This window comes from Marinobacter similis (assembly GCF_000830985.1).
Classification (GTDB): Bacteria; Pseudomonadota; Gammaproteobacteria; order Pseudomonadales; family Oleiphilaceae; genus Marinobacter; species Marinobacter similis.
In genome coordinates this window covers 2,086,036-2,107,191 of sequence record NZ_CP007151.1, presented here as the reverse complement: position 1 = coordinate 2,107,191, position 21,156 = coordinate 2,086,036, and the positions used below count along the sequence as shown (strand labels likewise).

Genomic DNA, 21,156 nt, shown 5'->3' with positions numbered 1-21,156 from the left:
CAAACTGTATGTTGAACAATAACCTATGTCTGGACTATCGTCATATCACACCAATTAGAAACAGGAGCCAAAGATGTCCGGTATTAGAAAGCACCTTAGGTACGTTTCGTTTTTCATGGCCTTGATGCTGAGCCTCGGTTCAGTCTGGTCCTCCACAGCCACCGCCGCCATGGTCGGCACTGGAGAAATGATTACCGGACAGGAAGTCCAGCTCGATCGTCAGCAGCTGATGGATATGCTGGAGAAACAGGAAGTGAAGGATAAGCTGGCCGATATGGGCGTTAGCGAAGATCAGGTTCGGGACCGTATCCAGAACCTCACCCCGCAAGAACTGGCGGAGTTTGAGCAGCAACTGGCAGAAGCACCTGCAGGCCAGGGTGTCGTTGGCATCATCGTGCTGTTCCTGCTGGTGTTCATCGTGACAGACATGCTCTGCGCGACCGATATCTTCCCGTTTGTGCACTGCATCCGGTAAGTGTCCTTTCCCTTCACACCCAAGCCAGCCAGCGGCCTGATCAGCCTGTTACTGATCCTGCTGCTGGCCGGCTGCAGCACAACCCCAAAGTGGCCTGCCACTGACGACAGCAACCTGTCGTTGCAGACGCGCACGGTGCTGGAGGATGTCCCTTTCTATCCTCAAGAGCTTTATCAGTGCGGCCCGGCTGCCCTGGCGATGATGCTCAACAGTCAGGGTTTGAACACCAACCCGGATATACTGCGGGAGCTGGTGTACATACCCGGCCGGGAAGGCTCTCTGCAGGTGGAAATGGTGGCCGCGGCAAGGTCCCACAACATGTTGGTCTATATTCTGGATGGCAAGCTGGACAGTCTGCTGCGTGAGGTGGAAGCCGGCAACCCGGTGCTGGTCATGCAGAACCTGTTCTACAACTGGTGGCCGCAGTGGCACTTTGCGGTCGTGATGGGTTTTGATCCGGAAAAACAGACCATCATCCTGCACACGGCACCCGCGAGCGTCATGAAGCCAGCGTGGAAGTGTTTGCCAATACCTGGGCCAGGTCTGATAACTGGGCCGCAGTGATCCTGCCGCCAGACCAGATTCCCGCAACTGCAAAGCCATTAAAGTACCTGAGTGCCGCCAACGATCTGGAAACCACCGGCCAAACCAATGCCGCCATGACCGCCTACCGCACCGCCGAACGCCGCTGGCCGGATCAACCCGCCGCCATTCTGGGCCAGGGCAACATCGCTTACACCCGCCAACATGTGCAGCAGGCCCGCAAGCACTTTGACCGCCTGGTCACAAAATTCCCGAACGAAGCGGTGGGCTGGAACAACCTTGCCCACACTCTCGGTGAGCTGGGCTGCTCTGAGGAGGCAACCAAAGCGCAGCAGTGCGCCGCCGCGCTGGCTCCTGAACGGTTCGAATCGCACGTGGAATCAGTATCAGACAAAGTACACGTGAATCAGTGCTCCGTACCGGCCTGCCCCGCCCTGCCTCAAACCAAAGATTGAGAAATTCAGTGAGCCTTGCGGGTCCCGGCCTTTCGAAACAAAGCCACGTCCTTTCTTGGCACCACCAACTCCCACCCCAGTTGATCGGCGATGACCGCCAGCGTGTGCTCCCGGTAGAACACCACGTGGGTGGGGTCGCGCCGGTAATGCCAGTTCGCAAAGCGGGCGTCGTCGGTCTGGAAGCAGGTCATAACACCCAGCCAGCCCCCGGGCTTTAGCAGGCCATCCATCTGGCGGAAGACCTGCGCCGGCTGATGCAGATGCTCCACCACCTCCGTACAGGTCAGGAAATCGTACTCCCGTTCCAGGGCCTGGGCCGAGTCGTGGAAGAAGGGGTCGTACAGGCTCATTGCCATGCCCGCCTCGGTGAGCATCCCGGCCAGCGCAGGCCCAGGCCCACAGCCGAAATCCAGACCGGCCATTCCCGGTTCCAGACTTTCCAGCAGCGGCTCGGTCAGTTTGCTCAGGAATTTCCGATAGCCCGGATCCTCGGTCTCATTTTCGTGGAAATCGTAGATCGCCCGTTCCTCAGAGGCTGACAACCGACAGGCTTGCGCCAGCAAAGTAGCCTCGCAGACCTGACAACGCAGGTATTGCTGGGACTTGACCACCTGGAAGTCCTCCAGCTGGCCTCGCTCGCATACCGGGCATTCCGTCATGGAGTTGCAACACACTCATCAGCCACGCCAGCCGCTTCTTTCATAGCCTGATCCAGCTCGGCGTCCGACAGCGCCTCTGGGCTGATGGCTTCCAGTCGGGATAACTCACGGCTGTCGCTTTCTGACACCGACAGCGAACCGTCGACCATGTTCAGGGTCCGCCAGCCGTCGATGCAGTGAACAACAGCTTTGAACCGTTCAAAACGGCTGTCCATTGCCAGAGCCATCAGCGACTGCTCGTCGAATCGGATCTCCGGATGAACGCGCCAGCCCAGGCTGACATAGCCCTGCCCTTCATTTCTGACCAGTTGCCAAGGCTGCTCCGTGATATCCGGCGCAGGCGCCACCGTCTTGGCATGATGGTGATCGTGGGCATGGGGCGAGCTGACAGCTGGCAGGCTGGTTTCGCCATCCAGCCACTCCGGGCGGAGCCTGCCATGATGGGTCTTGAAAATCGCCTTCTTGGCCGGTGCCAGCTCAGCGGCCCAGCGATCAAAGCCCTCAATTTGCTCCGGCGAGGCCACATCCGTCTTATTGGCGACCAGAATATCCGCGGCGGCGACCTGATCCCGGAACTGAACATTCTCCAGCACCCGAGTGTCTTCCAGCTTGCGCGGATCCACCAGGGTGATGACCGGGCCCAATGCCAGCACATCGGCGTAGTGCTCGGCAGTCAGGGTTTCCAGGATTTTTGCCGGGTGTCCAAGGCCGGTGGGCTCGATGATCAGGCGGTCCGGCTTGGCCTTTTGGATCAACATATTCAGACCAATCTGCATGGGCAGACCGGCAACACAACACATGCAGCCACCAGGTACCTCACGAATGAAGGCGCCCTCGGTCTGCAACATGGCGCCGTCTATGCCGACTTCACCAAACTCGTTAACGAGCACGGCCCAGACTTCGCCCTCAGGCTTGGTTTTCAGCAGATCCAGTATGGCGGTGGTCTTGCCAACGCCTAGGAAACCGAGGATCAAGTTGGTAGGAATGGGTTGTTTCATGGAAGGGGGTCTAACCTCATTGGTTCTTTTGGTGCACCAGTCGGTCCAGCCGCAGCCGCTCACGATCATCAAAGAGCCGGCGGCTGCCCCAGGATACCGCCATCAGGGTGCCGAATCCGGTGCCGACAGTAATCGTGAGCATCACCAGGATCTGGTATTTCACCGCAATGGCGGGTGGACTGCCAGCCAGAATCTGACCCGTCATCATCCCGGGCAGGCTGACAATGCCGGCGGCGGCCATGGCGTTGATGGAAGGCATCATACCGCTGCGCATGGCGTGTCGGCGAATATCTTCCAGGGCCTGGTTCCATGGTTCACCGAGCATCAGCCGGTTTTCGATGATCGTGCGCTGGCTCCAGACCGATTCGTTCAGCCGGTCCAGGCTCAAGCTACGCCGGTCATGGTGTTGCCCAGCATCATGCCCAGCAGCGGGATGGCGTACTGTGGCGCATACCAGGCTCTGGTCCGATCACCACCACCAGGGTCAGCACCGTCACCGTGAACGAGGACACGAACATGGCACCGGTACCAATCCCGAACGCCCAGATGCCACTCAGGCGTCGCTGCTGCCGCGCCATCACTTCACGGCCGGCCACCAGCAGCATAATTAGCGCCAGCAGGGCAATCCAATAAAATTCCGAAGACGCAAACAGGGCCTCCAGCACCAGCCCGATGAGCGCCAGCTGGATAACGGTTCGGCTGGCAGCGATCAGCAGGCTGCGCCCAATACCCAGCCGGGTCGCCAGGCTTACGCCGGCCAACGCCAGAACCAGCAGCGCTGTCAGCGCCAGTTTCCACCAGGCGAGATCAATGACTTCCATGAACCGGCTCCAGTGTGCTGCCCTGGATGTGGTAGTGCCGGCTAGCAACTCGCTCGATCTGGCCGATGTCGTGGGCGATCCAGATCACAATCAGGTCCCGGGCGCGAATTTCCTCCAGCAGCCAGTTCTCCACCTGATGGGTCATATCCTGGTCCAGATTCGCCGTTGGCTCATCCAGCAGCAGAACCCGAGGCTGACGTGCCAGCGCGCGCGCAATGGCAAGCCGCTGACGCTCGCCGGATGACAACCGGTTAACGGTCCAGTTCATGGTTTCCGGGGGCAAACCCAAGGCACTGGGGAGTGTGCGCTGTTCTGGTTCGAAGTGGGCGCCGACGTCTTCATACCACCACTGGCTATCGGCGGGCACCATCATCACCTGCCGGCGCCAGCAATGGCCCGGCATCGATCCCTGCTGCACCTCATCCAGCACCACAGTGCCTTGGTGCGGGTCGAGATCCGCCACGGCCCGCAACAGACGACTCTTGCCAGAGCCGGATGGCCCAGAGACACAGACAATGTCGCCGCCCTGAAGGGAGAGGTTCACCCCCTCCAGCGCGCCGACCGAAATGTTATCGAGTGTTAGTGTTGTCACTGCTATCCCGTCAGAGCCCGCTTGATGGACGTTCGGTGATGAGATTAGCCGCTTTATAGCGTTTCAGGGCATTGGAAAATTTGACCACGAAATCCTCCGGCACTCCCTGACGGAACGCCAGGTAGAGCGGGCCACGGCTTATTGGCAGTTCAGACACAACAATATCGTCGCTCACACCCTGCCTTTGGGCTTCCGCCATTATCACGTAGTGGTTCGACAGCATGGCGTCAATACGCCCAAGCATGAGCATCCTCACCCCGGAATCAATACCTGGCATGGAGACTCGCTCAAAATTAGTGACATCTCGAATGGCTCCGTAATAGCTGTAACCAGGCGAAATGCCGACCTGCAATCCCGCCAGCGATTCAGGGCCCGAGTAAACCACGTAACGATCTTTTCGGGACACCACCACGGTTTCACTGATCAGTAAAATCTCGTCTGGAAAGCGCAACCGTGAAGCCCGCTCTTCAGTAATGCCGATGCCAACGATGCCGTCTCGCTCACCTTCTAGCACCATTCGAAGAGCTCGTTTCCAGGGTACGAACTCCAGACTCACCTCATACCCCAGATTGGTCAGTACATCCCGGGAGATTTCCCACAAGATGCCCGCCGGGCCATCGTCAGTATTGTCGATCAGCGACGGCCACTCTTCGGTCACCAGACGCAGGCGTTCCGCGGACGCAAAAGAAGCTACTGTCATTGATACCAAAAATAGAGAGAGTGTTGGCAGGCGCCACAGGCTGGCTGGAAAAAGGGCAGAAATAAGTTTGATTATCACGGACTACGCTCACCTGCCAGTTGGTATAGATCAGAGCCGGAATCATCGCAGACCCAGGAAAAAACCGCCAGCCGCAAGGCTGTAAGCCCGCTATACCCCTGTTATCATGGGCGCACTCAGTCACCCAACGGACCCCCGATGACCAACAGCTCTTCCACCCGTTTGAACAAATACATCAGCGAAAGCGGACTCTGCTCGCGGCGGGAGGCCGACCGTTACATTGAGCAGGGCAACGTGTTTATCAACGGCAAACGGGCCACCGTGGGCGATCAGGTGTTGCCGACTGACACGGTGAAAGTAAATGGCCAGGTAATTGAACCCCGGGCTGAAGAAGATCTGGTGTTTATCGCAGTGAACAAACCCGTAGGCGTGGTGAGCACCACCGACGACGCCGAGCGCCACAACATCCAGCGTTTTGTCGGCCACAGCACCCGAATTTTCCCGATCGGGCGACTGGACAAGGATTCCCAGGGCCTGATCTTCATGACCAGCAACGGCGACCTGGTGAACAAGATCCTGCGCGCCGGCAACAACCATGAAAAGGAATACCTGGTCACCGTCGATCGTCCCATCAATCGGGAGTTCGTGCAGGGCATGGCCAATGGCGTACCAATCCTCGGAACGGTCACCAAGAAGTGCAAGGTGCAGCAGGAATCCCGCTTCGTGTTCCGGATTACCCTGGTACAGGGCCTGAACCGGCAGATCCGCCGGATGTGTGAGCACTTTGGTTACGAGGTGACCAAGCTGGAGCGGGTGCGCATTATGAACGTCAGCCTGGGTGGGCTGCCCGTGGGCCAGTGGCGCGACCTCACCGATAAAGAACTGGCGGTGCTGTTTGACGCCATCAAGGATTCCTCGTCCGAAGCACCGGCCGGTGCCCGGAAGCAGATCCGCAGCCAGCCTGGCAACTCACGTGGCAACTCACGTGGCAACTCACGTGGCAACTCACATGGTAAGCCATCCGGCAAGAACAAGCCTGCCGGTTCGGCGCCCGGCAAACGCCCGGGTGGCAAACCCCGCAAACCTGGCGCCGGCACCAAGCCTTCAGGCAAACCTTCAGGGAAACCGGCGGGCAAGCCGTCTGGGAAACCTTCGGGCAAACCCGCTGGCCGCCCGGGTTCCTCTGCTCCGGGACGAGGCAAGCCAAAAAAACAGCGCCAGCGCAGCACCAAACGATAGCCGCGCCGGCCTGGCTACTCCCCGCGCCAGTTCACGCTATAGAGGTCGTGCCGGCGATCCTGCAGATTCTTCACCGTGCCGCTGTTGCGCGCGGTGATCAGCACTTCCGGCCTCAGATCGGCGAACGCGACTGTTTCCACATTGGGCTCGGTATCCGCGGCGATGCCGTCCCGGGCAAACGGGAAATCACAGGGGGTGAGAATGCAGCTCTGGCCGTACTGGATTTCCATGTTCGGCACATTGGGCAGGTTGCCAACATTGCCAGACAGCACCACGTAAACCTGGTTCTCCACCGCCCTCGCCTGGCAGCAATACCTCACCCTCAGATAACTCTGGCGTTCGTCGGTGCAGAAAGGCACGAAGACGATCTGCACGCCCTGATCCACCAGGTGACGGGTCAGCTCCGGGAACTCCGCGTCGTAACAAATAAGTACGCCAATGGGGCCGCAGTCGGTCTCGATGGCGCTGACCCGATTGCCACCCCGTACGTTCCACCAGTAGGCCTCGTTCGGCGTCGGGTGAATTTTGGGCTGGGTAAACACCTGGCCATCGCGCAGGCACACGAACGCCGTGTTGTGCACAGTGCCGTCTTCTTCCCGCACCGGCGTGGAGCCGGCAATGATGTTGATGTTGTACCTGAGCGCCAGGTCCCGCATCAGGTCGCGGAAGCGGCCGGCATAGTGCGTAACCGCCGCAAACGCGTCGGCCGCGCTGCCCTCCCGCCGCTCGATGGAGAGCAACTGGAGGGTGAACAGCTCCGGAAACACCACAAAATCGCCCTTGTAGGTGGACACTACATCGACGAAATAACGGACGATGTCGCTAAATTCATCGAACGACGCCACCGGGCGCTGCTGATACTGAACAGTGCCCACACGCACCGTGTCCGGCATGCGTTTGCCATAGCGCTTGGCTTTTTCTTCAGGGCCCGCCTGGGGCACTTTCGGATTACGCCAGACCAGATGAACGCCGTAGCCCAGGGAATCGTGATCGGAATCCAGGTAATGGGGAATGACCCCGTGGACGTCGAAGCCGTTATGAAGCTGGAACGACAGCACCGGATCGGACTGTTCCTTGGACTTGATGGCTTCGATGTAGGCCTCTACCGAATCGTATTTTTTCAGCCGCTTGCGCAAGGTTGGCAGGCGCCCCGCAAACACCACTCCTTGCAAGCCTAACCTTTGGCAAAGTTGTTTACGCTCGTTGTACAGGCGCTCACCAATACGGTAACCGCGGCATTCGGGGTCCACACACACTTCCATCCCATAGAGCCAGTCCCCCTCCGAATCGTGGCGGGAGGCGTAGCCATTGCCGGTGATGGAGGTCCAGTCGTGGGGCCCGAGCGCAATCTCACCCGAGATCCGGAAGGTCGCGCAGTAACCCACCACCGTGTCCCCGAGCATGGCCACGAACTGGCCATCGGGGAAGGTATTGATTTGGCCGGTTAGTGGGCCTTTGGAGTAACCGTACATGCCCGTGCCTTCGTAGACACGACGGCTCAGGGCGATTATTCCGGAAAGGTCAGACAGGGACGCATTGCGCACGAACAAGCGCTGATCGGGATCCGAAAACGGAGGACACATAAACACCTCAAAGAAGGCGCAGAAGTACCTTCATCTTTGGTGAGGCAAGCCAGTTTCGTCAAGGAGATTCGATGAGGGGGAAACGCTCGAGCACGGTGTAATCGGAGCCCCTGGATCCCTGGGTGCTTTGCAGAAGGACAAAGTCCCGGACCGGTACAACGCCAAAATCGTCCTGACCATGTTCGGTGAGCAGCCACTGTACTGAGCCTGGCTGTTTTTTAAAACGTGCCAGAGTTATGTGAGGCCTGAACGGGCGCTTCTCGAACGAGAACCCGAGATGGTTCAGGCGTTCTTTAAGTGCTGCTTGCAGAGCTATCAAAGGCGCTTCGGGAGAGACGCCCGCCCAGAGGTTACGGGGAGTGTCCGGCTGGCCAAAGCAACCCAGCCCGCATACGTGTAGATCGAACTGCCGCAATGACAGTTCCCGCAGGGCCAGACTGATGTCTGGCACCGTCTCTGGCGGCACATTGCCAAGGAACAGCAGCGTCAGGTGCAGTTGCGCATCACTCTGCCATCGGGCCCCGGCCACCGGCGCCTTGATGCGCAGCAATTTCTCCCGGACCGGCTCTGGCATCTCCAGGGCAAAGAACAGACGCTGCATGTGTACTAATCCTCGTAGATCATTTTGCGAACCATGCCCCCGTCGGCCACAAAGTTCTGCCCTGTAATGAAGCCGGCTTTAGGCGAGATCAGGTAGTCCACGAGTGCGGCGATGTCATTGGGCACCCCGACGCGCCCGGCCGGGTGCTGGCTGTGGTCATCCTGGGTCAGCGGTGGCACGCCCTCGGAGCTGCCCTGATGGGCGCGGGTGTCGATCCAGCCCGGGCTGACGCAATTCACCCGGATTTCCGGGCCAAGACTGACGGCCAGCGCATGGGTCAGCGCGACAATCCCCCTTTAGTGGCGGCGTAGGCTTCGGTGTCCGGTTCGGATTGCAGGGCGCGGGTCGAGGCCATGTTGACGATGGCACCGCGGCTTTTTTTGAGATGGGGTACGGCGTGTTTGGTGACCAGAAAGGGGCCGGTCAGGTTTACGTCGAGGCGGCGCTGCCAGTCTTCCAGGCTCAGGTTCTCAATGGGCCCGGTCTCCGGATTCGCAATCCCGGCGTTGTTGATGACGGCGTCCAGCCGGCCACCCCACTCCAGGGTTGCCTGCAGCAGGCGTTCAACATCGGGTTCCCGGGCAACATCGGTTGGGACGAACTTCAGCTGGCCGGAACCGGCCTGGGCCAGTTCCTCACCAACCTGGGTGTCGGTGTCGCAGAACACCACACGCCAGCCTTGCTGCGCCAGGTACTGAACGATGCCACGGCCTATGCCTTTTGCGCCACCGGTCACCAGCGCGACCTGGTCAGATTGGTTCATGGTGGTCTCCTGAAACCACAGCTGCCAGGGTTTCCCGGCAGCCGCAAGCGCTCATTCAGTTTAGTCGACGCGCTTGAGGGTAACGTCGATGTTGCCACGGGTAGCGTTGGAGTACGGGCATACCTTGTGGGCTTCATCAATTAGCTGCTTGGCCTGGGCGTCATCCATGCCGGGCAGGCTGATGCGAAGCTCAACTTCAACACCAAAGCCGCCGGGAATCTGGCCAATGCCTACCACGCCTTCGATGGAGGCATCTTCCGGCATCGCCAGGTCGTCGCGACCGGCGACAAACTTCATGGCACCGATAAAGCAGGCGGAATAACCTGCGGCGAACAGCTGCTCCGGGTTAGTGCCCTTGCCACCAGCTCCGCCCAGCTCTTTCGGGGTGGTCAGTTCCACATCCAGTACGCCGTCGGAGGAGATGGCGCGGCCATCCCGACCACCTGTGGCTTCTGCTGAGGCGCGATACACTACTTGTTCAATGGACATTACACTCTCCTTGCTCTTCGTTGATGATGCAACCTGAGATCAGACTCTCAGGCCTTGCCGGAATTCAGATGATGATACAGATGTTGCATCCAGCCGTTGAGCTGGCTTTTCAGTTCGTGCGGAATCTGGCGAGCGGTTATTTCTCAGCCGGAGTCGGCCGCACCAGAATTTCGTTCACATCCACATGGGCCGGCTGAGAGACCGCGTACATGACCGCGCTGGCCACATCTTCAGGCTTCAGGGCATGTTCCGGTTGCTCGTCGAAAAACGGTGTATCGACCATGCCGGGTTCAATGAGCGTAACTCGGATGCCAGAGCCGCGAAGTTCTTCTCGTACACCATAGCCAATCGCTGATACTGCCCACTTGGTGGCACTGTACATGGAGCCGGGGATGGTCACCCGACCGGCGGCCGAACCGGTCAGCAGCAGCTGGCCCTTGCTTTCCCGGAGCGCCGGGAGGCAATGCTGCAGGGTGAGGCCCACGCCATAGATGTTGGTCAGGATCATGTCCTTCCAAACCTCGGGATCAGCCTTGCTGAAGCCACCGGGCTCACCACCGCGACCGGCATTGGCGAACACCGCATCAATCTGGCCGAACTTGGCCAGCGCTGCATCCACCATGGCTTTTTGATCGTCGCTGTCCTGAACATCGCACTGGACCGTCAGCACCTGATCGGCGCCGCCCAATTCCTCGGCCAGTGAACTGAGTTTGGCTTCAGACCGCGCCGCCAGCACCAGCCGATAACCCTGCTCGGCAGCTGCCCGTGCCGTGGCGGCACCGATGCCCGAGGATGCGCCTGTAATAAGCATAACTGGCTGATTGGCCATAAACCTTTTCTCCTTGTGATGAACGTGTCGAAGAAACTACGGCCGCAAGGGCGCGACCGATCAGTGATGCATCAAAGACAGGGCGAGATCAGTAGGCGTTGATCAGAACAACTGCAACGATGGCGAGCGCCAGCAGAAACCAGCGGGCGTAGAAATCCGGTTTGTCGTCATCATCATCGGACGCCACGGCGGCACGCCCGCCCGATTCGTATTCCCGCACCAGTTCCCGGGCGCGATACAGGTCATCGTCATCGACATGAACATTGCTGAAGCCGGCGGCGCCGATTTCGCCCATGGCTCCCTGCAGGTAATGTCCGCCCACATGAGCCTCAATACCGTTGGCATTGAGGTATCCAGCAACAATATGGGCTTCGGTGATGTCTCTGGCCCGGTAAGCTATTTGCATCGCCCTACTCCTTCTGTGATCTTTGAGGGCAGCACCCGCCTGAACAGCGGGTATTATTTGAAGGATAGTTCGCCCCCACGCCCGGGGCCAATCTGAGACGGACCGCCCATGCTCTGGTTTTTCCTGGCCATCATTGCTCTCTTTATCATCACTACCCTGATTCTGTTCAGGGTTGAAGACCTGTCGCACCTCGACCAGCACGATCACCCGATTCGGGAGGGCTCCCCAAGCGATGCCCACCATGAGGTCCTTGGCAGGATCCGCGAACTTGGACAAAGTTCCCGGGGACTTCGAGGCAAGGCCCGCCTGGCGGCCTTGCGCAAACACATGGATGGGCTCAGTGAGGGCCTGGACCTGCAGGCCGAATTCCGGGCCAATGACGAACCCAGGGGCGAATGGGTGATCGCACCCGGCGCCGATCCTCGTCGCCGGATCCTGTACATCCATGGCGGCGCCTGGGCAGCGGGTAGCCCGAAAAGCCACCGGGGTATTACCGACCGTTTATCTCACCTGGCCAACGCAGCCGTGTTCGCGGTGGATTATCGGTTGATGCCAGAAAACCGCTATATGGATGGCGTGCGCGATTGCCGGAAAGCCTACACCTGGCTGCTGAAGCATGGACCGGACGGCCCCGGAGATGCTTCATTCATGGTGGTGGCCGGGGATTCCGCGGGCGGAAGTCATACCCTCGGTTTGCTGGCCTGGATTCGCGACAATGGACTGCCCCAGGCCGATGCGGGAGTGGCGCTGTCGCCGTCGACCGACCTGACCCTTACCGCGCCCAGCAATCGTGACAACATTAGCACTGACCCACTGCTGGGGCCGGCCTTCGGGGGGCTGTCTCGGATTCCCTTGCCGGTAATCTGGTGGGCCACCCTGGCCGCATTCCGTGTGTCTCCGGCCAGCGCCGTGGCGTCCCCGGTGCGGGGGGATCTGCGCAACCTGCCGCCCATACTTATTCACGCCAGCGACAGCGAGATGCTGCTGGACAATGCCCGACGCTATACCGCCAAGGCCCAGGCTGAGGGCTCGCCAGTGGAGCTGCATACCTGGCCGGGCATGGTGCATGTCTGGCACATTTTTGTGTCATTACTGCCGGAAGCGGACGACGCCTTTGAGGACATCGGGGAATTCCTGCAGAAAGTAGAAGCCGGTCGGTCACCGGCCCAGACCGCTTAGACCTGAACTTTGCCGCGCAGGGACTTGGTTTTACCTTTCTGGGTTTTGCGGTCAACCCGTTTGCGCTGTGCCGAGCGGGACGGCTTGGTAGGACGACGAGCCTTTACCGGTTTTACCGCCTCGAGGATGAGTCTTTCAACCTCTTCAGCGCGTCTTCCTTGTTCAGCTCGAGAGTTCGGAAGGACTGTGCTTTGATTATGAGGATGCCGTCCTTGCTGATGCGCTGGTCGTTCAGCGACATCAGCCGTTCCTTGTAGAACGGCGGCAGGCTGGAGTGCAGAATATCAAACCGCAGGTGAACGGCAGAGGCCACTTTATTCACGTTCTGGCCGCCGGCCCCCTGGGCACGGATCTGGGTGATATCAAGCTCCCAGTCAGCAATTTCAACAGCATTAGACAGTTTCAGCATGGCCCAAGGATAACAAATCCGGGGTCAGAAGGCGCCGCCCTTTAACTGGCCTCGAAACAGGGTAATTCCGATATGTGCGGACGATTCACCTATTACACGCCTCCGGAAACACTGATCAACGACTTCTTCCCGGACGGCCTGGAGATCGATGGCCACTTTGAACCCGGCTATAACATCCCGCCGGGCGTCGGCATCGCATGATCCGCGCGACCATGAACGGCCCGCTCCTGCTGACCCACTCCGACTGGGGCTTCCGCCCGGTTTGGGCCGGCGACAAGGCCCCCACCCCGATCAACGCCCGCGCCGAAAGCGTGGCCACTTCCAGCTACTTCCGTGACGCTTTTGCCCACCACCGCTGTCTGATTCCGGCCAACGGCTGGTACGAGTGGCGCCAGACCCCATCTGGTAAGGAACCTCACTACATCACTCCGGCCAACCCGAAACAGAACCCGGCTATTTTCTTTGCCGGCATCTGGACCCCGAAAGAGGGCGATAACACCAGCGCCTGCGCCATCATCACCGAGCCGGCGAGCGAGACACTCAAGCACATTCACGATCGTCAGCCAGTCGTGCTCGACCCCAGCTGCCTGCAGGAATGGCTGGACCCCAGCCGCACCGATCGTGACAGCATCCGCTCTGTGACCCGCCGCCTGCCCACGGAACAACTGGAAGAATTAAGGGTATCCACGGCGGTCAACAATGCACGCCACGACTCACCAGACCTGATCAAGCGCGCCTGACTCACCTGTAGTATCCCGCTAATACCCGCTGCTCCAGAGGCGCTGCTATGGTTTTCCGAGCCGCGCCCGAGGCTTTGCCGGCTGCTCTGACGAACAACCACAAGGAGAGAAACATGAGCGGGAAAAAGATTCTGATGATTACCGGTGACTTCACCGAAGACTACGAAACCATGGTGCCCTTTCAAGCGCTGCAGGCTGTCGGCCACACCGTTCATGCGGTATGCCCGGACAAGAAAGCCGGTGACAACGTGGCGACCGCCATCCACGATTTCGAAGGCGACCAGACCTACACCGAGAAACCGGGTCACCGTTTTGCCCTGAACGCCGATTTTGACGGCCTGAACCCGGCGGACTACGACGCCCTGGTGGTTCCGGGCGGCCGGGCACCGGAATACCTGCGCCTGAACAAGGATGTCCAGAATCTGGTTAGGCATTTCTTCGAAACTGAAAAGCCGGTCGCCGCCATCTGCCACGGCGCCCAGCTGCTGGCCGCCGCTGGCGTGCTCGAAGGTCGTAAATGCTCCGCCTACCCCGCCTGCCAGCCAGAAGTGGAACTGGCCGGTGGTAGCTTCGCCAGCATTGAGGTTGATCAGGCCGTGACCGATGCTAATCTGGTGACAGCGCCGGCATGGCCAGCCCATCCGGCCTGGCTGGCCCAGTTCTTCAAGCTGTTGGAAAAGTAAGCCGGCTAAAGGCCGGGCAACAGCCCGGCCTTGCCTTTGCCAGACCTAGACAGGAGGTCCACCATGTGCAAACTGTTCGTCAACGCCGACCCTGAGCTGTGGGTTAGCAAAACCCACTCGCTGCGCATTGATGGCATGGTAACCAGCGTGCGGATGGAAAATACCTTCTGGAACGTGCTCGGGGAGCTGGCCGAGCGGGACGGTATGAACCTGCCCCAGATGATTACCCGGCTCTACCACGAATCCATCGATGCCGGGCACGATCTTGGCAATTTCACCTCGTTCCTGCGGGTGTGCGCCATGCGCTATCTGGCTCTGCAACTGAGCGGTGACATCCCCCGGGATACCCGTGTGCCGATCGCAACGCTGGACGCCGACCGCATCCTCGAAAAAACCGCCGGTGCACACCTGCCCGGCAAGTCTCCGAGTAAATCAACACATTAAGAATTAACCGTAACCTGACATCCGGCGCTTTCAGTAATAAGGTTGGGCCAGGTTCAATTGCCCGGAGTCAGTGAATGCCCCTCAAGCTCAGACAATCCCTCATTCTGCTGGTACTGGCATTCGTGCTGGGCGGCTGTGCCAGCAACCAGAATCTGCGCACCGAGCCCGCCGATACCTGGCCAATTCCGGTTGAGGCCCGAGGAGCAGCGTCCGACAAGACTGACAAGCTGTGGCAGGTCTATGAACGCTATGTGGGTGTACCCTACGAGTACGGCGGCACCTCCGCCGAGGGTTTCGATTGTTCCGGGTTTATCACCACGGCTTTTCGGGAAGGGCTGGACCAGCAACTGCCGCGAACAACCTCACAGATGCTTCGACATGGCGAGGTGGTTCCTCCCAGCGAGATTCAACCGGGCGACCTGGTGTTCTTCCGTATTGGTGGCAAGGAGCAGCACGCGGGCATCTATATGGGTGGCAATCACTTCATGCACGCGTCAACGTCTATCGGCGTGACGCTGTCAGAACTCAACGGCTATTACTGGAAAGACCGGTTTACCCAGGCCCGTCGGTTCGACTGAAGCCCACAAGCACTGGGTTTCTACACAGTTATTTTTTTTTACTGCGGCTTCGTCACTACCGCTTCTTGCGCACGTACAGCACCTTGTGCACCCGAGCGACCAGCTCTCCGCTTTCATCGAGGATGTCGATGTCCCACTCCGGGAGGTACTTGTCGCCCTCAGCAGTCATTCTTCGGATCTCTTCAACCCGCTCGTCGGTGAGCTCAAAATGGGCGCGGACGGTGCCCTTGCCCGGCCGGATGAAATCGATACTCGCTGACTTGTCCCACACGATATAGCCCGTGCCGAGCCGACGCATGAGCAATAGCATGTAGTGGGGATCAACCATGCTGTAGAGCGAACCGCCGAAGTGCGTGCCCACGTAGTTGGTGTTGTACCAGTGCTGACGCAGCTCCACCGTGGCCGCGCTGAAATCCTCTGCAACTTTGGTGACCTTGATGCCAGCGCCCAGGTAAGGGGCAAAGGTTGAGAGCATTCCGCGCAAAGCGCTTGCGCTGGCGAACCACTGGCGGATTTTTCTGTTCATAAATGTGCCCCTGCAGAGTGTTCAGTTTTACGTAGCAGGCTATCTTCTCCAAGGACACGGGCGCATGCAACAGAATTCCATACGGTCGATTGGTCTTCAGCGTGGTCGGCAGCCGGTCGTTACAATCCGCCGAAGGCCAGCTGCAGGGCGATGCCTGCCATCATCAAACCGATAAAACCGTCAATGATTCGCCAGGCCAACGGTCGCGACAGTACCGGCGCCAACGCAGAGCCGCCCCAGGCAATCAAACCAAACCACATGACGGAAGCGCTGCTGGCGCCGGCGACAAAGGTAGTGGCATTTTCCTGCTGGGCGCCAATGGCGGGAATCAGCAACAGGGTATCGAGATACACTTGAGGGTTCAGCAGAGTGACAGCCAGGGTAGTAAACAACACCCCTTTCAGGCTGCGCCGCTTGATTTCACCGACTTCCAGGGCCACCCGCCCCCGGCTTGCCCGGTAGAAAGCCTGAATCGCCAGCCAGCCAAGGAAAACAACGCCGAGCCAGCGCAGAATCTGCAGGGCTTCGGGCATCGCCATCAGCGCGGCGCTGACACCAAACATGCCGAGGGTAAACAGGCTGATGTCGGCGAGCATGCACAACCCGGCCGACCACCAATGGTGCTCACGGCGAATTGCCTGGCCAAGAATGTAGGCATTCTGGGCACCAATGGCCACGATGATGCCACCACAAACCACCAAACCTGTCAGATAACTTTCCAGCACAGCACAACTCCAGACCAGGACAAATTTATAAATTGGTGGCGCAAGGATAGCCATTCATCGTTATACTTGAAATTCATACTGGTAATGCTGCATAAGTTTTTCTTATGATTGATTACAAACTGCTGGAAGCGCTGGCCACGGTGACAGAATGTGGCGGCTTTGAAAAAGCCGGTACGGCTCTGGGCCTGAGCCAGTCTGCCGTGTCCCAGCGCATCCGAACCCTGGAGATCCGCCTGGGCCAGCCCGTACTGGTGCGCAGCCCAACACTGAGGGCCACGCCGGCCGGCCAGAGGCTATTGAACCACGTCCAGCAAGTGCAACTACTGGAGCGGGACCTTGCCCGCTCGATTCCCGCCATCTCCGAACCTTCTGCCCGGCTGAGAATCGCGCTCAATGCCGATACCCTGGCCACCTGGTGGGCCAGTTCCATCGGCAAGTTCTGCAGCGAGGAAAGCCTGCTGCTGGACATGGTCATTGAAGACCAGGACATCGGATTGCGCCGCATGCGTGAGGGCGACGTAGCCGCTTGCCTGTGCAGCAGCCCGCAACCGATCGCCGGGGCCCGCAGCGTTCCGCTGGGAAGCATGACCTATCTGCCGCTGGCCACGCCGGAGTATGTTCGGCGGCATTTTAGCGAGGGCATCAACGAGCAGAGTCTGGAGACCGCCCCGGCCATTGTTTTCGGCCCCAACGATCAGCTCCAACACCGGTTTCTGGCCGAGTGTGGTTTTCACGGCAGCGTTCCCCACCACCTGTGTCCATCTTCGGAGGGGTTTGTAAAGCTGGCACTGGCGGGCATGGGCTACGGCATGATCCCGGAAATGCAGGCGCGGGAGGAGCTCAATGCCGGGAAATTGGTTAGTATTGCCCCCGGTAAGTCCTTGCAGGTACAGCTATACTGGCACTTTTGGCGCCATGGCGGCGGTATCATGGATCGACTGACCCAATCGCTGACATCCGCCAACACGTTTACCCAATAGAGGAGTTGTGGGAATGGCTACACTGATCGCCGGCCTGGTTCTGTTTCTCGGCATTCACTCGCTGTCCATCGTTAATGAACCGCTGCGCAATCGCTTGCAGGCGTCCCTCGGTGAAGGGCCGTTCAAAGGTCTCTACTCAGTGATTGCACTGATCGGCCTGGTGCTGATCGTTGTCGGCTACGGCGCCGCCCGACTGGAACCGACAGTGCTCTACACACCGCCCGGAGCTGCGGCATCTGGCCCTACTACTCCTGATTCCAGTGTTTCCGCTGCTGTTTGCTGCGTACCTGCCGGGCCGTATCAAAACCACGCTCAAGCACCCGATGCTGGTTGCGGTGAAACTCTGGGCCCTGGCGCACCTGCTGGCCAACGGCATGCTGCATGATGTGCTTTTGTTCGGCACCTTCCTGGCCTGGGCGGTGGTGGACCGCATTTCGCTTAAGCGTCGGCCCCAGCGCGCAACGCCTACCCTGCCCGCGGGTAAAGCCAACGACATCATTGCGGTCGTTGCCGGATTGGCGGTTTACGTGGTTACTGTGGTTTGGGCGCACCAGTGGCTGATCGGTGTGTCTCCGGTCTCCATGGGTTGAGGATACGGGCGTGACACAACGGGTCGCAGTCTATGGCACGCTGAAACGAGACGGCAGCAACAGCAAATTGCTACGGGGAGCCACTTTTCTCGGGGAAGACTGGCTGACTGGCGTAACACTGTACGACCTCGGTCCATACCCCGGCGCACTGGCTGAGCCTTCGAAAGGTGTGAAAGTCGAAGTGTTTGAGGTTAACGATCAAACCCTGGGGCAGCTCGACCGGCTTGAAGACTTCTTCCCCCAGGCGCCCGAGGAAAGCTTGTACCTGCGTCGGGAAATGCCCACCCAGTTTGGATTCGCGTGGGTCTATATTTACAACAGGCCGGTGGCGAACCACCGGCGCATCGCTTCAGGCAACTGGTAGCGCTTGTCTCACCTTTACCCCGGAATACAAGGACTCCGCTTTGGATCTGACAACGCCCGCATTGCTATTTCCAGCCATTTCGCTCTTGTTGCTGGCCTACACCAACCGCTTTATGGTGCTCGCCCAGCTGATTCGGCAATTGAAACAGATGGATTCCGAGGAGGACCACTCACTCATTGCCCGACAAATCGGCATGCTGCGGCAACGCATCACGTTGACCAAGCGCATGCAGGCCTTTGGAGTGCTGAGTTTTTTCCTGTGCACTGTCTCCATGTTTCTGCTGTTTCTGGGCGCCGAGCTGCAGGGCGTTGTGGCCTTTGGCATCAGCCTGGTGCTGTTGTCCTTGTCGCTGCTGTATTCGCTCTACGAGATACAGATATCCACCAACGCCATTAACGTTGAATTAGCCAATTTTGAAGCACGCAAGGATGCTTCAGCGAAAGAAAGCGATCAACGATGAAAGTGGCGTTTTACGCCAAACCAGTGGGGAAAGCGAAGCAGGCAGAACAGTGCAATCATGTCGTAGATAGCGTGCCAGATCATGACCAGAGCCAGGCTGTCTGACAGCGCGTAAGCCGTGCCCAGCAACAGCCCAAGCCCCGTTGCCACCAGGAAATAGGTAAACGAGACGTAGTGCACCAGGCCAAACAGCACCGAGCAACGGCAATAGCCGCGCCAGTTCCCAGGCTTTGTGTCAGCCAACCTTGCACCGCCCCCCGAAAGAGCAGCTCTTCCCCCACCCCGGCAACAATCGACAGCGCAACCAGCGCTGGCCAGCCAAAACTGGCGGCAAATTCATAAAGGTGGCGCATTTGGCGCTCGAGGTTATCCGGAAATAACCCGGGCACGCGGGTCAGCAAAACCAGAATTCCATAGGTGCCAAACGCACCGAAACAGCCCCAGCCCAAGCTCTGCGTCCAGGACAGGCCGCTGTTCTGCACCGGGATGTCGAACAGCATAATGGCGATCAAGCCCAGCACGCCGATACCGCTCTGAAACAACAGAGCGGTCCGGGCAGACATCCGGGATCCGGAACCTTCAGCCATTCAGGACTCGAACAGGCCCTTCAGAGGCAGCAGGTTATCGTATTCCGGTGTCTGCTTCTGGGCTTTGGCCTGGAAGGTTTTCATCATATCGCCCGGGCGGAACATCCCCGCCTGCCAGGTTGCCATATATCGAAGGCTGTCCTCCACGGAATGGTCACGGCTGTAGTTGAGCATCTCTTTGCAGCCGGTAACCGCCAGCGGTGAGTTGGCAGCAATCTGGCCGGCAATCGCCATAACGGCATCCAGCATGGCGTCCTGGCTTTCGTAGGTGGTATTCACAAAACCAAGTCCCTGCGCTTCCTGGGCCGAGAACTTGCGACCGGTATACGCCAGCTCACGCACCACGCCCTCGGGCATCAGCTTGGGCAGGCGCTGTAAGGTACCAACGTCGGCCGTCATGCCCAGCTCGGTTTCCTTGATGGTGAAATACGCATCCTCAGTGCAATATCGGCTGTCAGCGGCACAGACCAGATCCAGTGCACCACCGATGCAACCACCGTGGATAGCGGCCAGCACAGGCAGCCGGATCTTCTCAAGCGATGTCAGGGTGTCCTGCAACTGCAGCACAACCCTACGCAGGTTCTCTGCCATACGGCCGGGATCACCGCTCATCGGGACCGCCTTCGGGTCGCTGAACACGCCCAGGTCCATACCGGCGGAGAAGTGTTTGCCAGTGCTGGAAATTACGATGACCCGCGCGTCGGAATTCGCCTCAATGTCCTGCATGCACTTCGGCAGTTCCAGCCAGAATGCCTTGTTCATGGAGTTCAGCGCCTCCGGGCGACTGAACTGAACGTGGGCAATATGATCCTTTACTTCAACATTGAAACTTTCGTAAGTGGCGAGGTCAGACAAAAGAGGACTCCTTCATTGAAATTGTTTTGGACGCCTGGGCACAGCCACCAGACTCACGGCTTATCATAATTACCCAGCTAACCATAAGCCGACAACCCGGCGCCCAAAATTTCTGAAACATTCAGTGGAATTGCCTCTGACCAGGCGCTTGCCGTTTCAAACCGGCAGGACCATGCTGAAGCTACAGTGAACGAGGCAGAACTTATGACACAGCGTTTTCAGGCCCGAACCGGGGAAGTTGGCGGCATCCCGGTTGCCCGGAATCTTCCCACTCGCGGGCGCCGCCAGATAGGCGCCTGGTGCTTCCTGGACCACATCGGCCCGGTCACGTTTGATGAGACCGAGAAGGGATTGCGGGTTGGTCCTCACCCCCACATCGGCTTGCAGACCTTTACCTGGATGATTGAGGGCGAACTGCTGCACCGGGACAGTCTGGGCACCAGCCAGCCCATCCGCCCGGGTGAAGTGAATTTGATGACCGCTGGTCACGGCATCAGCCATACGGAGGAATCCGTATTTGGCGAGCGCTCACTGCACGCGGCGCAATTGTGGATTGCGCTCCCGGAAGCAGATCGCGACACCACGCCACGTTTTGATCATTACCCCACCCTGCCCCGCTGGCAGAACCAGGGCGCGACCTGGACCCTGCTGACCGGGCAGTACGAATCCAGAACCGCCGACACGCTTCAGTACTCACCCATCATGGCACTGGACATCGACTGTGAACTGCCCCAGAGCATCAGGCTTACCCTGGAGCCCGGTTTCGAATACGGCATCTTGCCTTTGACCGGAACCTGCGATATTGAAGGTGAGTGCTTTGAAGCCGATGAACTCGCCTACCTCGCTCCAGCCTCAGCACCCTGACC

General features: G+C 59.1%; 26 protein-coding genes and 5 pseudogenes. 15 read left to right on the top strand and 16 right to left on the bottom strand.

The window, feature by feature from the left end; translation table 11 throughout:
- The first annotated feature begins 73 nt into the window (after positions 1 to 73).
- Genes AU14_RS09760 through AU14_RS21335 form a run of 3 tightly spaced genes read left to right on the top strand, consistent with a single transcriptional unit; the run spans position 74 to position 1,473 of the window.
- On the top strand, positions 74 to 475 hold the full coding sequence (locus AU14_RS09760) for a PA2779 family protein (protein ID WP_041340568.1): 402 nt from the start codon (positions 74 to 76) through the stop codon (positions 473 to 475).
- Positions 476 to 1,039, top strand: a complete 564-nt coding sequence (locus AU14_RS21340; protein WP_236743952.1) for a PA2778 family cysteine peptidase — start codon at positions 476 to 478, stop codon at positions 1,037 to 1,039.
- Positions 988 to 1,473, top strand: coding sequence for a hypothetical protein (locus tag AU14_RS21335; RefSeq protein ID WP_236743951.1), 486 nt, complete (start codon positions 988 to 990; stop codon positions 1,471 to 1,473). Before AU14_RS21340 ends, AU14_RS21335 begins: the two co-directional genes overlap by 52 nt.
- A gap of 5 nt (positions 1,474 to 1,478) precedes the next feature.
- Here the strand turns inward: AU14_RS21335 and AU14_RS09750 are convergent, their stop codons facing one another.
- The 5 genes and pseudogenes from AU14_RS09750 to AU14_RS09730 form a co-directional block, all read right to left on the bottom strand.
- Complete coding sequence (locus tag AU14_RS09750; RefSeq protein WP_041340566.1) at positions 1,479 to 2,132, bottom strand: class I SAM-dependent methyltransferase; 654 nt, start codon at positions 2,130 to 2,132, stop codon at positions 1,479 to 1,481.
- Complete coding sequence (locus tag AU14_RS09745; RefSeq protein WP_041340564.1) at positions 2,129 to 3,130, bottom strand: CobW family GTP-binding protein; 1,002 nt, start codon at positions 3,128 to 3,130, stop codon at positions 2,129 to 2,131. Before AU14_RS09745 ends, AU14_RS09750 begins: the two co-directional genes overlap by 4 nt.
- Before the next feature lie 16 nt (positions 3,131 to 3,146).
- Positions 3,147 to 3,951 (bottom strand): annotated as a pseudogene (locus tag AU14_RS09740) (ABC transporter permease).
- Positions 3,938 to 4,543 carry an ABC transporter ATP-binding protein gene (locus AU14_RS09735; protein ID WP_041340563.1) on the bottom strand — a complete coding sequence of 202 codons (606 nt, stop codon included), beginning with the start codon at positions 4,541 to 4,543 and terminating at the stop codon, positions 3,938 to 3,940. Before AU14_RS09735 ends, AU14_RS09740 begins: the two are co-directional and overlap by 14 nt.
- 10 nt (positions 4,544 to 4,553) lie before the next feature.
- Positions 4,554 to 5,243 (bottom strand): substrate-binding periplasmic protein, encoded by a 690-nt coding sequence (locus AU14_RS09730; RefSeq protein ID WP_041340562.1) that lies wholly within the window; start codon positions 5,241 to 5,243, stop codon positions 4,554 to 4,556.
- Between the two features lie 216 nt (positions 5,244 to 5,459).
- On the opposite strand from AU14_RS09730, the gene rluF reads away from it, so the two are divergent.
- Positions 5,460 to 6,500, top strand: coding sequence for a 23S rRNA pseudouridine(2604) synthase RluF (rluF, locus tag AU14_RS09725; RefSeq protein WP_041340561.1), 1,041 nt, complete (start codon positions 5,460 to 5,462; stop codon positions 6,498 to 6,500).
- A 14-nt stretch (positions 6,501 to 6,514) separates the two neighbouring features.
- Here rluF and AU14_RS09720 read toward each other — a convergent pair whose 3' ends face one another.
- The 6 genes and pseudogenes from AU14_RS09720 to AU14_RS09695 form a co-directional block, all read right to left on the bottom strand.
- Positions 6,515 to 8,083: a bifunctional GNAT family N-acetyltransferase/carbon-nitrogen hydrolase family protein gene (locus AU14_RS09720; protein ID WP_041340559.1), complete on the bottom strand. Its 1,569-nt coding sequence runs from the start codon at positions 8,081 to 8,083 to the stop codon at positions 6,515 to 6,517.
- A 58-nt stretch (positions 8,084 to 8,141) separates the two neighbouring features.
- Positions 8,142 to 8,684, bottom strand: coding sequence for an RNA 2',3'-cyclic phosphodiesterase (gene thpR / locus AU14_RS09715; protein WP_041340557.1), 543 nt, complete (start codon positions 8,682 to 8,684; stop codon positions 8,142 to 8,144).
- A gap of 5 nt (positions 8,685 to 8,689) precedes the next feature.
- Positions 8,690 to 9,447, bottom strand: a pseudogene (locus AU14_RS09710) (SDR family oxidoreductase).
- Between the two features lie 60 nt (positions 9,448 to 9,507).
- Positions 9,508 to 9,936, bottom strand: coding sequence for an organic hydroperoxide resistance protein (locus tag AU14_RS09705; RefSeq protein WP_041340556.1), 429 nt, complete (start codon positions 9,934 to 9,936; stop codon positions 9,508 to 9,510).
- A 136-nt stretch (positions 9,937 to 10,072) separates the two neighbouring features.
- Positions 10,073 to 10,765, bottom strand: coding sequence for an SDR family oxidoreductase (locus AU14_RS09700; protein WP_041340554.1), 693 nt, complete (start codon positions 10,763 to 10,765; stop codon positions 10,073 to 10,075).
- An 88-nt stretch (positions 10,766 to 10,853) separates the two neighbouring features.
- Complete coding sequence (locus tag AU14_RS09695) at positions 10,854 to 11,171, bottom strand: putative signal transducing protein (RefSeq protein ID WP_041340553.1); 318 nt, start codon at positions 11,169 to 11,171, stop codon at positions 10,854 to 10,856.
- A gap of 108 nt (positions 11,172 to 11,279) precedes the next feature.
- On the opposite strand from AU14_RS09695, the gene AU14_RS09690 reads away from it, so the two are divergent.
- Positions 11,280 to 12,350, top strand: a complete 1,071-nt coding sequence (locus AU14_RS09690; RefSeq protein WP_041340551.1) for an alpha/beta hydrolase — start codon at positions 11,280 to 11,282, stop codon at positions 12,348 to 12,350.
- On the opposite strand, the pseudogene arfB reads toward AU14_RS09690, so the two are convergent.
- Positions 12,347 to 12,759: pseudogene (gene arfB, locus AU14_RS09685) on the bottom strand (alternative ribosome rescue aminoacyl-tRNA hydrolase ArfB). The gene AU14_RS09690 and the pseudogene arfB overlap by 4 nt on opposite strands.
- A gap of 72 nt (positions 12,760 to 12,831) precedes the next feature.
- On the opposite strand from arfB, the gene AU14_RS21330 reads away from it, so the two are divergent.
- The 5 genes from AU14_RS21330 (at position 12,832) to AU14_RS09665 (ending at position 15,204) form a co-directional block, all read left to right on the top strand.
- A complete protein-coding gene (locus AU14_RS21330) occupies positions 12,832 to 12,960 on the top strand; it encodes an SOS response-associated peptidase (RefSeq protein ID WP_236743950.1) in 129 nt (42 codons plus the stop codon).
- Positions 12,957 to 13,499 carry an SOS response-associated peptidase gene (locus tag AU14_RS09680; RefSeq protein ID WP_236743949.1) on the top strand — a complete coding sequence of 181 codons (543 nt, stop codon included), beginning with the start codon at positions 12,957 to 12,959 and terminating at the stop codon, positions 13,497 to 13,499. Before AU14_RS21330 ends, AU14_RS09680 begins: the two co-directional genes overlap by 4 nt.
- Positions 13,500 to 13,612: 113 nt before the next feature.
- Positions 13,613 to 14,182, top strand: coding sequence for a DJ-1/PfpI family protein (locus AU14_RS09675; protein WP_041340549.1), 570 nt, complete (start codon positions 13,613 to 13,615; stop codon positions 14,180 to 14,182).
- A 63-nt stretch (positions 14,183 to 14,245) separates the two neighbouring features.
- On the top strand, positions 14,246 to 14,626 hold the full coding sequence (locus AU14_RS09670; protein ID WP_041340547.1) for a ribbon-helix-helix domain-containing protein: 381 nt from the start codon (positions 14,246 to 14,248) through the stop codon (positions 14,624 to 14,626).
- 74 nt (positions 14,627 to 14,700) lie between these two features.
- Positions 14,701 to 15,204, top strand: a complete 504-nt coding sequence (locus AU14_RS09665; RefSeq protein WP_041340546.1) for a C40 family peptidase — start codon at positions 14,701 to 14,703, stop codon at positions 15,202 to 15,204.
- 55 nt (positions 15,205 to 15,259) lie between these two features.
- On the opposite strand, the gene AU14_RS09660 is transcribed toward AU14_RS09665, so the two are convergent.
- Both AU14_RS09660 and AU14_RS09655 read right to left on the bottom strand, forming a co-directional pair.
- Complete coding sequence (locus AU14_RS09660; protein ID WP_041340545.1) at positions 15,260 to 15,730, bottom strand: DUF4442 domain-containing protein; 471 nt, start codon at positions 15,728 to 15,730, stop codon at positions 15,260 to 15,262.
- 119 nt (positions 15,731 to 15,849) lie between these two features.
- Complete coding sequence (locus tag AU14_RS09655) at positions 15,850 to 16,455, bottom strand: LysE/ArgO family amino acid transporter (protein ID WP_041340544.1); 606 nt, start codon at positions 16,453 to 16,455, stop codon at positions 15,850 to 15,852.
- A gap of 104 nt (positions 16,456 to 16,559) precedes the next feature.
- On the opposite strand from AU14_RS09655, the gene AU14_RS09650 reads away from it, so the two are divergent.
- The 4 genes and pseudogenes from AU14_RS09650 to AU14_RS09635 all read left to right on the top strand — a co-directional run bounded on the left by AU14_RS09650 (position 16,560) and on the right by AU14_RS09635 (position 18,849).
- Positions 16,560 to 17,435, top strand: coding sequence for a LysR family transcriptional regulator ArgP (locus tag AU14_RS09650; protein ID WP_041340542.1), 876 nt, complete (start codon positions 16,560 to 16,562; stop codon positions 17,433 to 17,435).
- Positions 17,436 to 17,448: 13 nt separating this feature from the next.
- Positions 17,449 to 18,025: pseudogene (locus AU14_RS23825) on the top strand (NnrU family protein).
- A gap of 10 nt (positions 18,026 to 18,035) precedes the next feature.
- Positions 18,036 to 18,389, top strand: coding sequence for a gamma-glutamylcyclotransferase family protein (locus AU14_RS09640; RefSeq protein WP_041340540.1), 354 nt, complete (start codon positions 18,036 to 18,038; stop codon positions 18,387 to 18,389).
- A gap of 40 nt (positions 18,390 to 18,429) precedes the next feature.
- The gene (locus AU14_RS09635; RefSeq protein ID WP_041340538.1) at positions 18,430 to 18,849 is read left to right on the top strand and encodes a DUF2721 domain-containing protein; all 420 of its coding nucleotides are present in this window, start codon (positions 18,430 to 18,432) and stop codon (positions 18,847 to 18,849) included.
- Here AU14_RS09635 and AU14_RS21315 read toward each other — a convergent pair.
- Positions 18,840 to 19,201 (bottom strand): annotated as a pseudogene (locus AU14_RS21315) (CPBP family intramembrane glutamic endopeptidase). The gene AU14_RS09635 and the pseudogene AU14_RS21315 sit on opposite strands and share 10 nt — an antisense overlap.
- A 234-nt stretch (positions 19,202 to 19,435) precedes the next feature.
- Complete coding sequence (locus AU14_RS09625) at positions 19,436 to 20,290, bottom strand: crotonase/enoyl-CoA hydratase family protein (RefSeq protein WP_041340536.1); 855 nt, start codon at positions 20,288 to 20,290, stop codon at positions 19,436 to 19,438.
- Positions 20,291 to 20,494: 204 nt separating this feature from the next.
- Here AU14_RS09625 and AU14_RS09620 point away from each other — a divergent pair, with 204 nt between their 5' ends.
- Entirely contained in the window at positions 20,495 to 21,154 is a 660-nt protein-coding gene (locus tag AU14_RS09620; RefSeq protein ID WP_236743947.1) for a pirin family protein, read from the top strand.
- Positions 21,155 to 21,156: the final 2 nt, after the last annotated feature.

Excerpts from the sequence above, each read along its gene's own strand:
- AU14_RS21330 (WP_236743950.1), top strand. The coding sequence starts at position 12,832 with ATGTGCGGACGATTCACCTATTACACGCCTCCGGAAACACTGATCAAC.
- AU14_RS09705 (WP_041340556.1), bottom strand. The coding sequence starts at position 9,936 with ATGTCCATTGAACAAGTAGTGTATCGCGCCTCAGCAGAAGCCACAGGT.
- AU14_RS09650 (WP_041340542.1), top strand. The coding sequence starts at position 16,560 with ATGATTGATTACAAACTGCTGGAAGCGCTGGCCACGGTGACAGAATGT.
- AU14_RS09675 (WP_041340549.1), top strand. The coding sequence starts at position 13,613 with ATGAGCGGGAAAAAGATTCTGATGATTACCGGTGACTTCACCGAAGAC.
- AU14_RS09760 (WP_041340568.1), top strand. The coding sequence starts at position 74 with ATGTCCGGTATTAGAAAGCACCTTAGGTACGTTTCGTTTTTCATGGCC.
- AU14_RS09695 (WP_041340553.1), bottom strand. The coding sequence starts at position 11,171 with ATGCAAATAGCTTACCGGGCCAGAGACATCACCGAAGCCCATATTGTT.
- AU14_RS09750 (WP_041340566.1), bottom strand. The coding sequence starts at position 2,132 with ATGACGGAATGCCCGGTATGCGAGCGAGGCCAGCTGGAGGACTTCCAG.
- AU14_RS09680 (WP_236743949.1), top strand. The coding sequence starts at position 12,957 with ATGATCCGCGCGACCATGAACGGCCCGCTCCTGCTGACCCACTCCGAC.
- rluF (WP_041340561.1), top strand. The coding sequence starts at position 5,460 with ATGACCAACAGCTCTTCCACCCGTTTGAACAAATACATCAGCGAAAGC.
- AU14_RS09670 (WP_041340547.1), top strand. The coding sequence starts at position 14,246 with ATGTGCAAACTGTTCGTCAACGCCGACCCTGAGCTGTGGGTTAGCAAA.
- AU14_RS09730 (WP_041340562.1), bottom strand. The coding sequence starts at position 5,243 with ATGACAGTAGCTTCTTTTGCGTCCGCGGAACGCCTGCGTCTGGTGACC.
- AU14_RS09700 (WP_041340554.1), bottom strand. The coding sequence starts at position 10,765 with ATGGCCAATCAGCCAGTTATGCTTATTACAGGCGCATCCTCGGGCATC.
- AU14_RS09720 (WP_041340559.1), bottom strand. The coding sequence starts at position 8,083 with ATGTGTCCTCCGTTTTCGGATCCCGATCAGCGCTTGTTCGTGCGCAAT.
- AU14_RS09620 (WP_236743947.1), top strand. The coding sequence starts at position 20,495 with ATGACACAGCGTTTTCAGGCCCGAACCGGGGAAGTTGGCGGCATCCCG.
- thpR (WP_041340557.1), bottom strand. The coding sequence starts at position 8,684 with ATGCAGCGTCTGTTCTTTGCCCTGGAGATGCCAGAGCCGGTCCGGGAG.
- AU14_RS09745 (WP_041340564.1), bottom strand. The coding sequence starts at position 3,130 with ATGAAACAACCCATTCCTACCAACTTGATCCTCGGTTTCCTAGGCGTT.
- AU14_RS09665 (WP_041340546.1), top strand. The coding sequence starts at position 14,701 with ATGCCCCTCAAGCTCAGACAATCCCTCATTCTGCTGGTACTGGCATTC.
- AU14_RS09660 (WP_041340545.1), bottom strand. The coding sequence starts at position 15,730 with ATGAACAGAAAAATCCGCCAGTGGTTCGCCAGCGCAAGCGCTTTGCGC.
- AU14_RS09690 (WP_041340551.1), top strand. The coding sequence starts at position 11,280 with ATGCTCTGGTTTTTCCTGGCCATCATTGCTCTCTTTATCATCACTACC.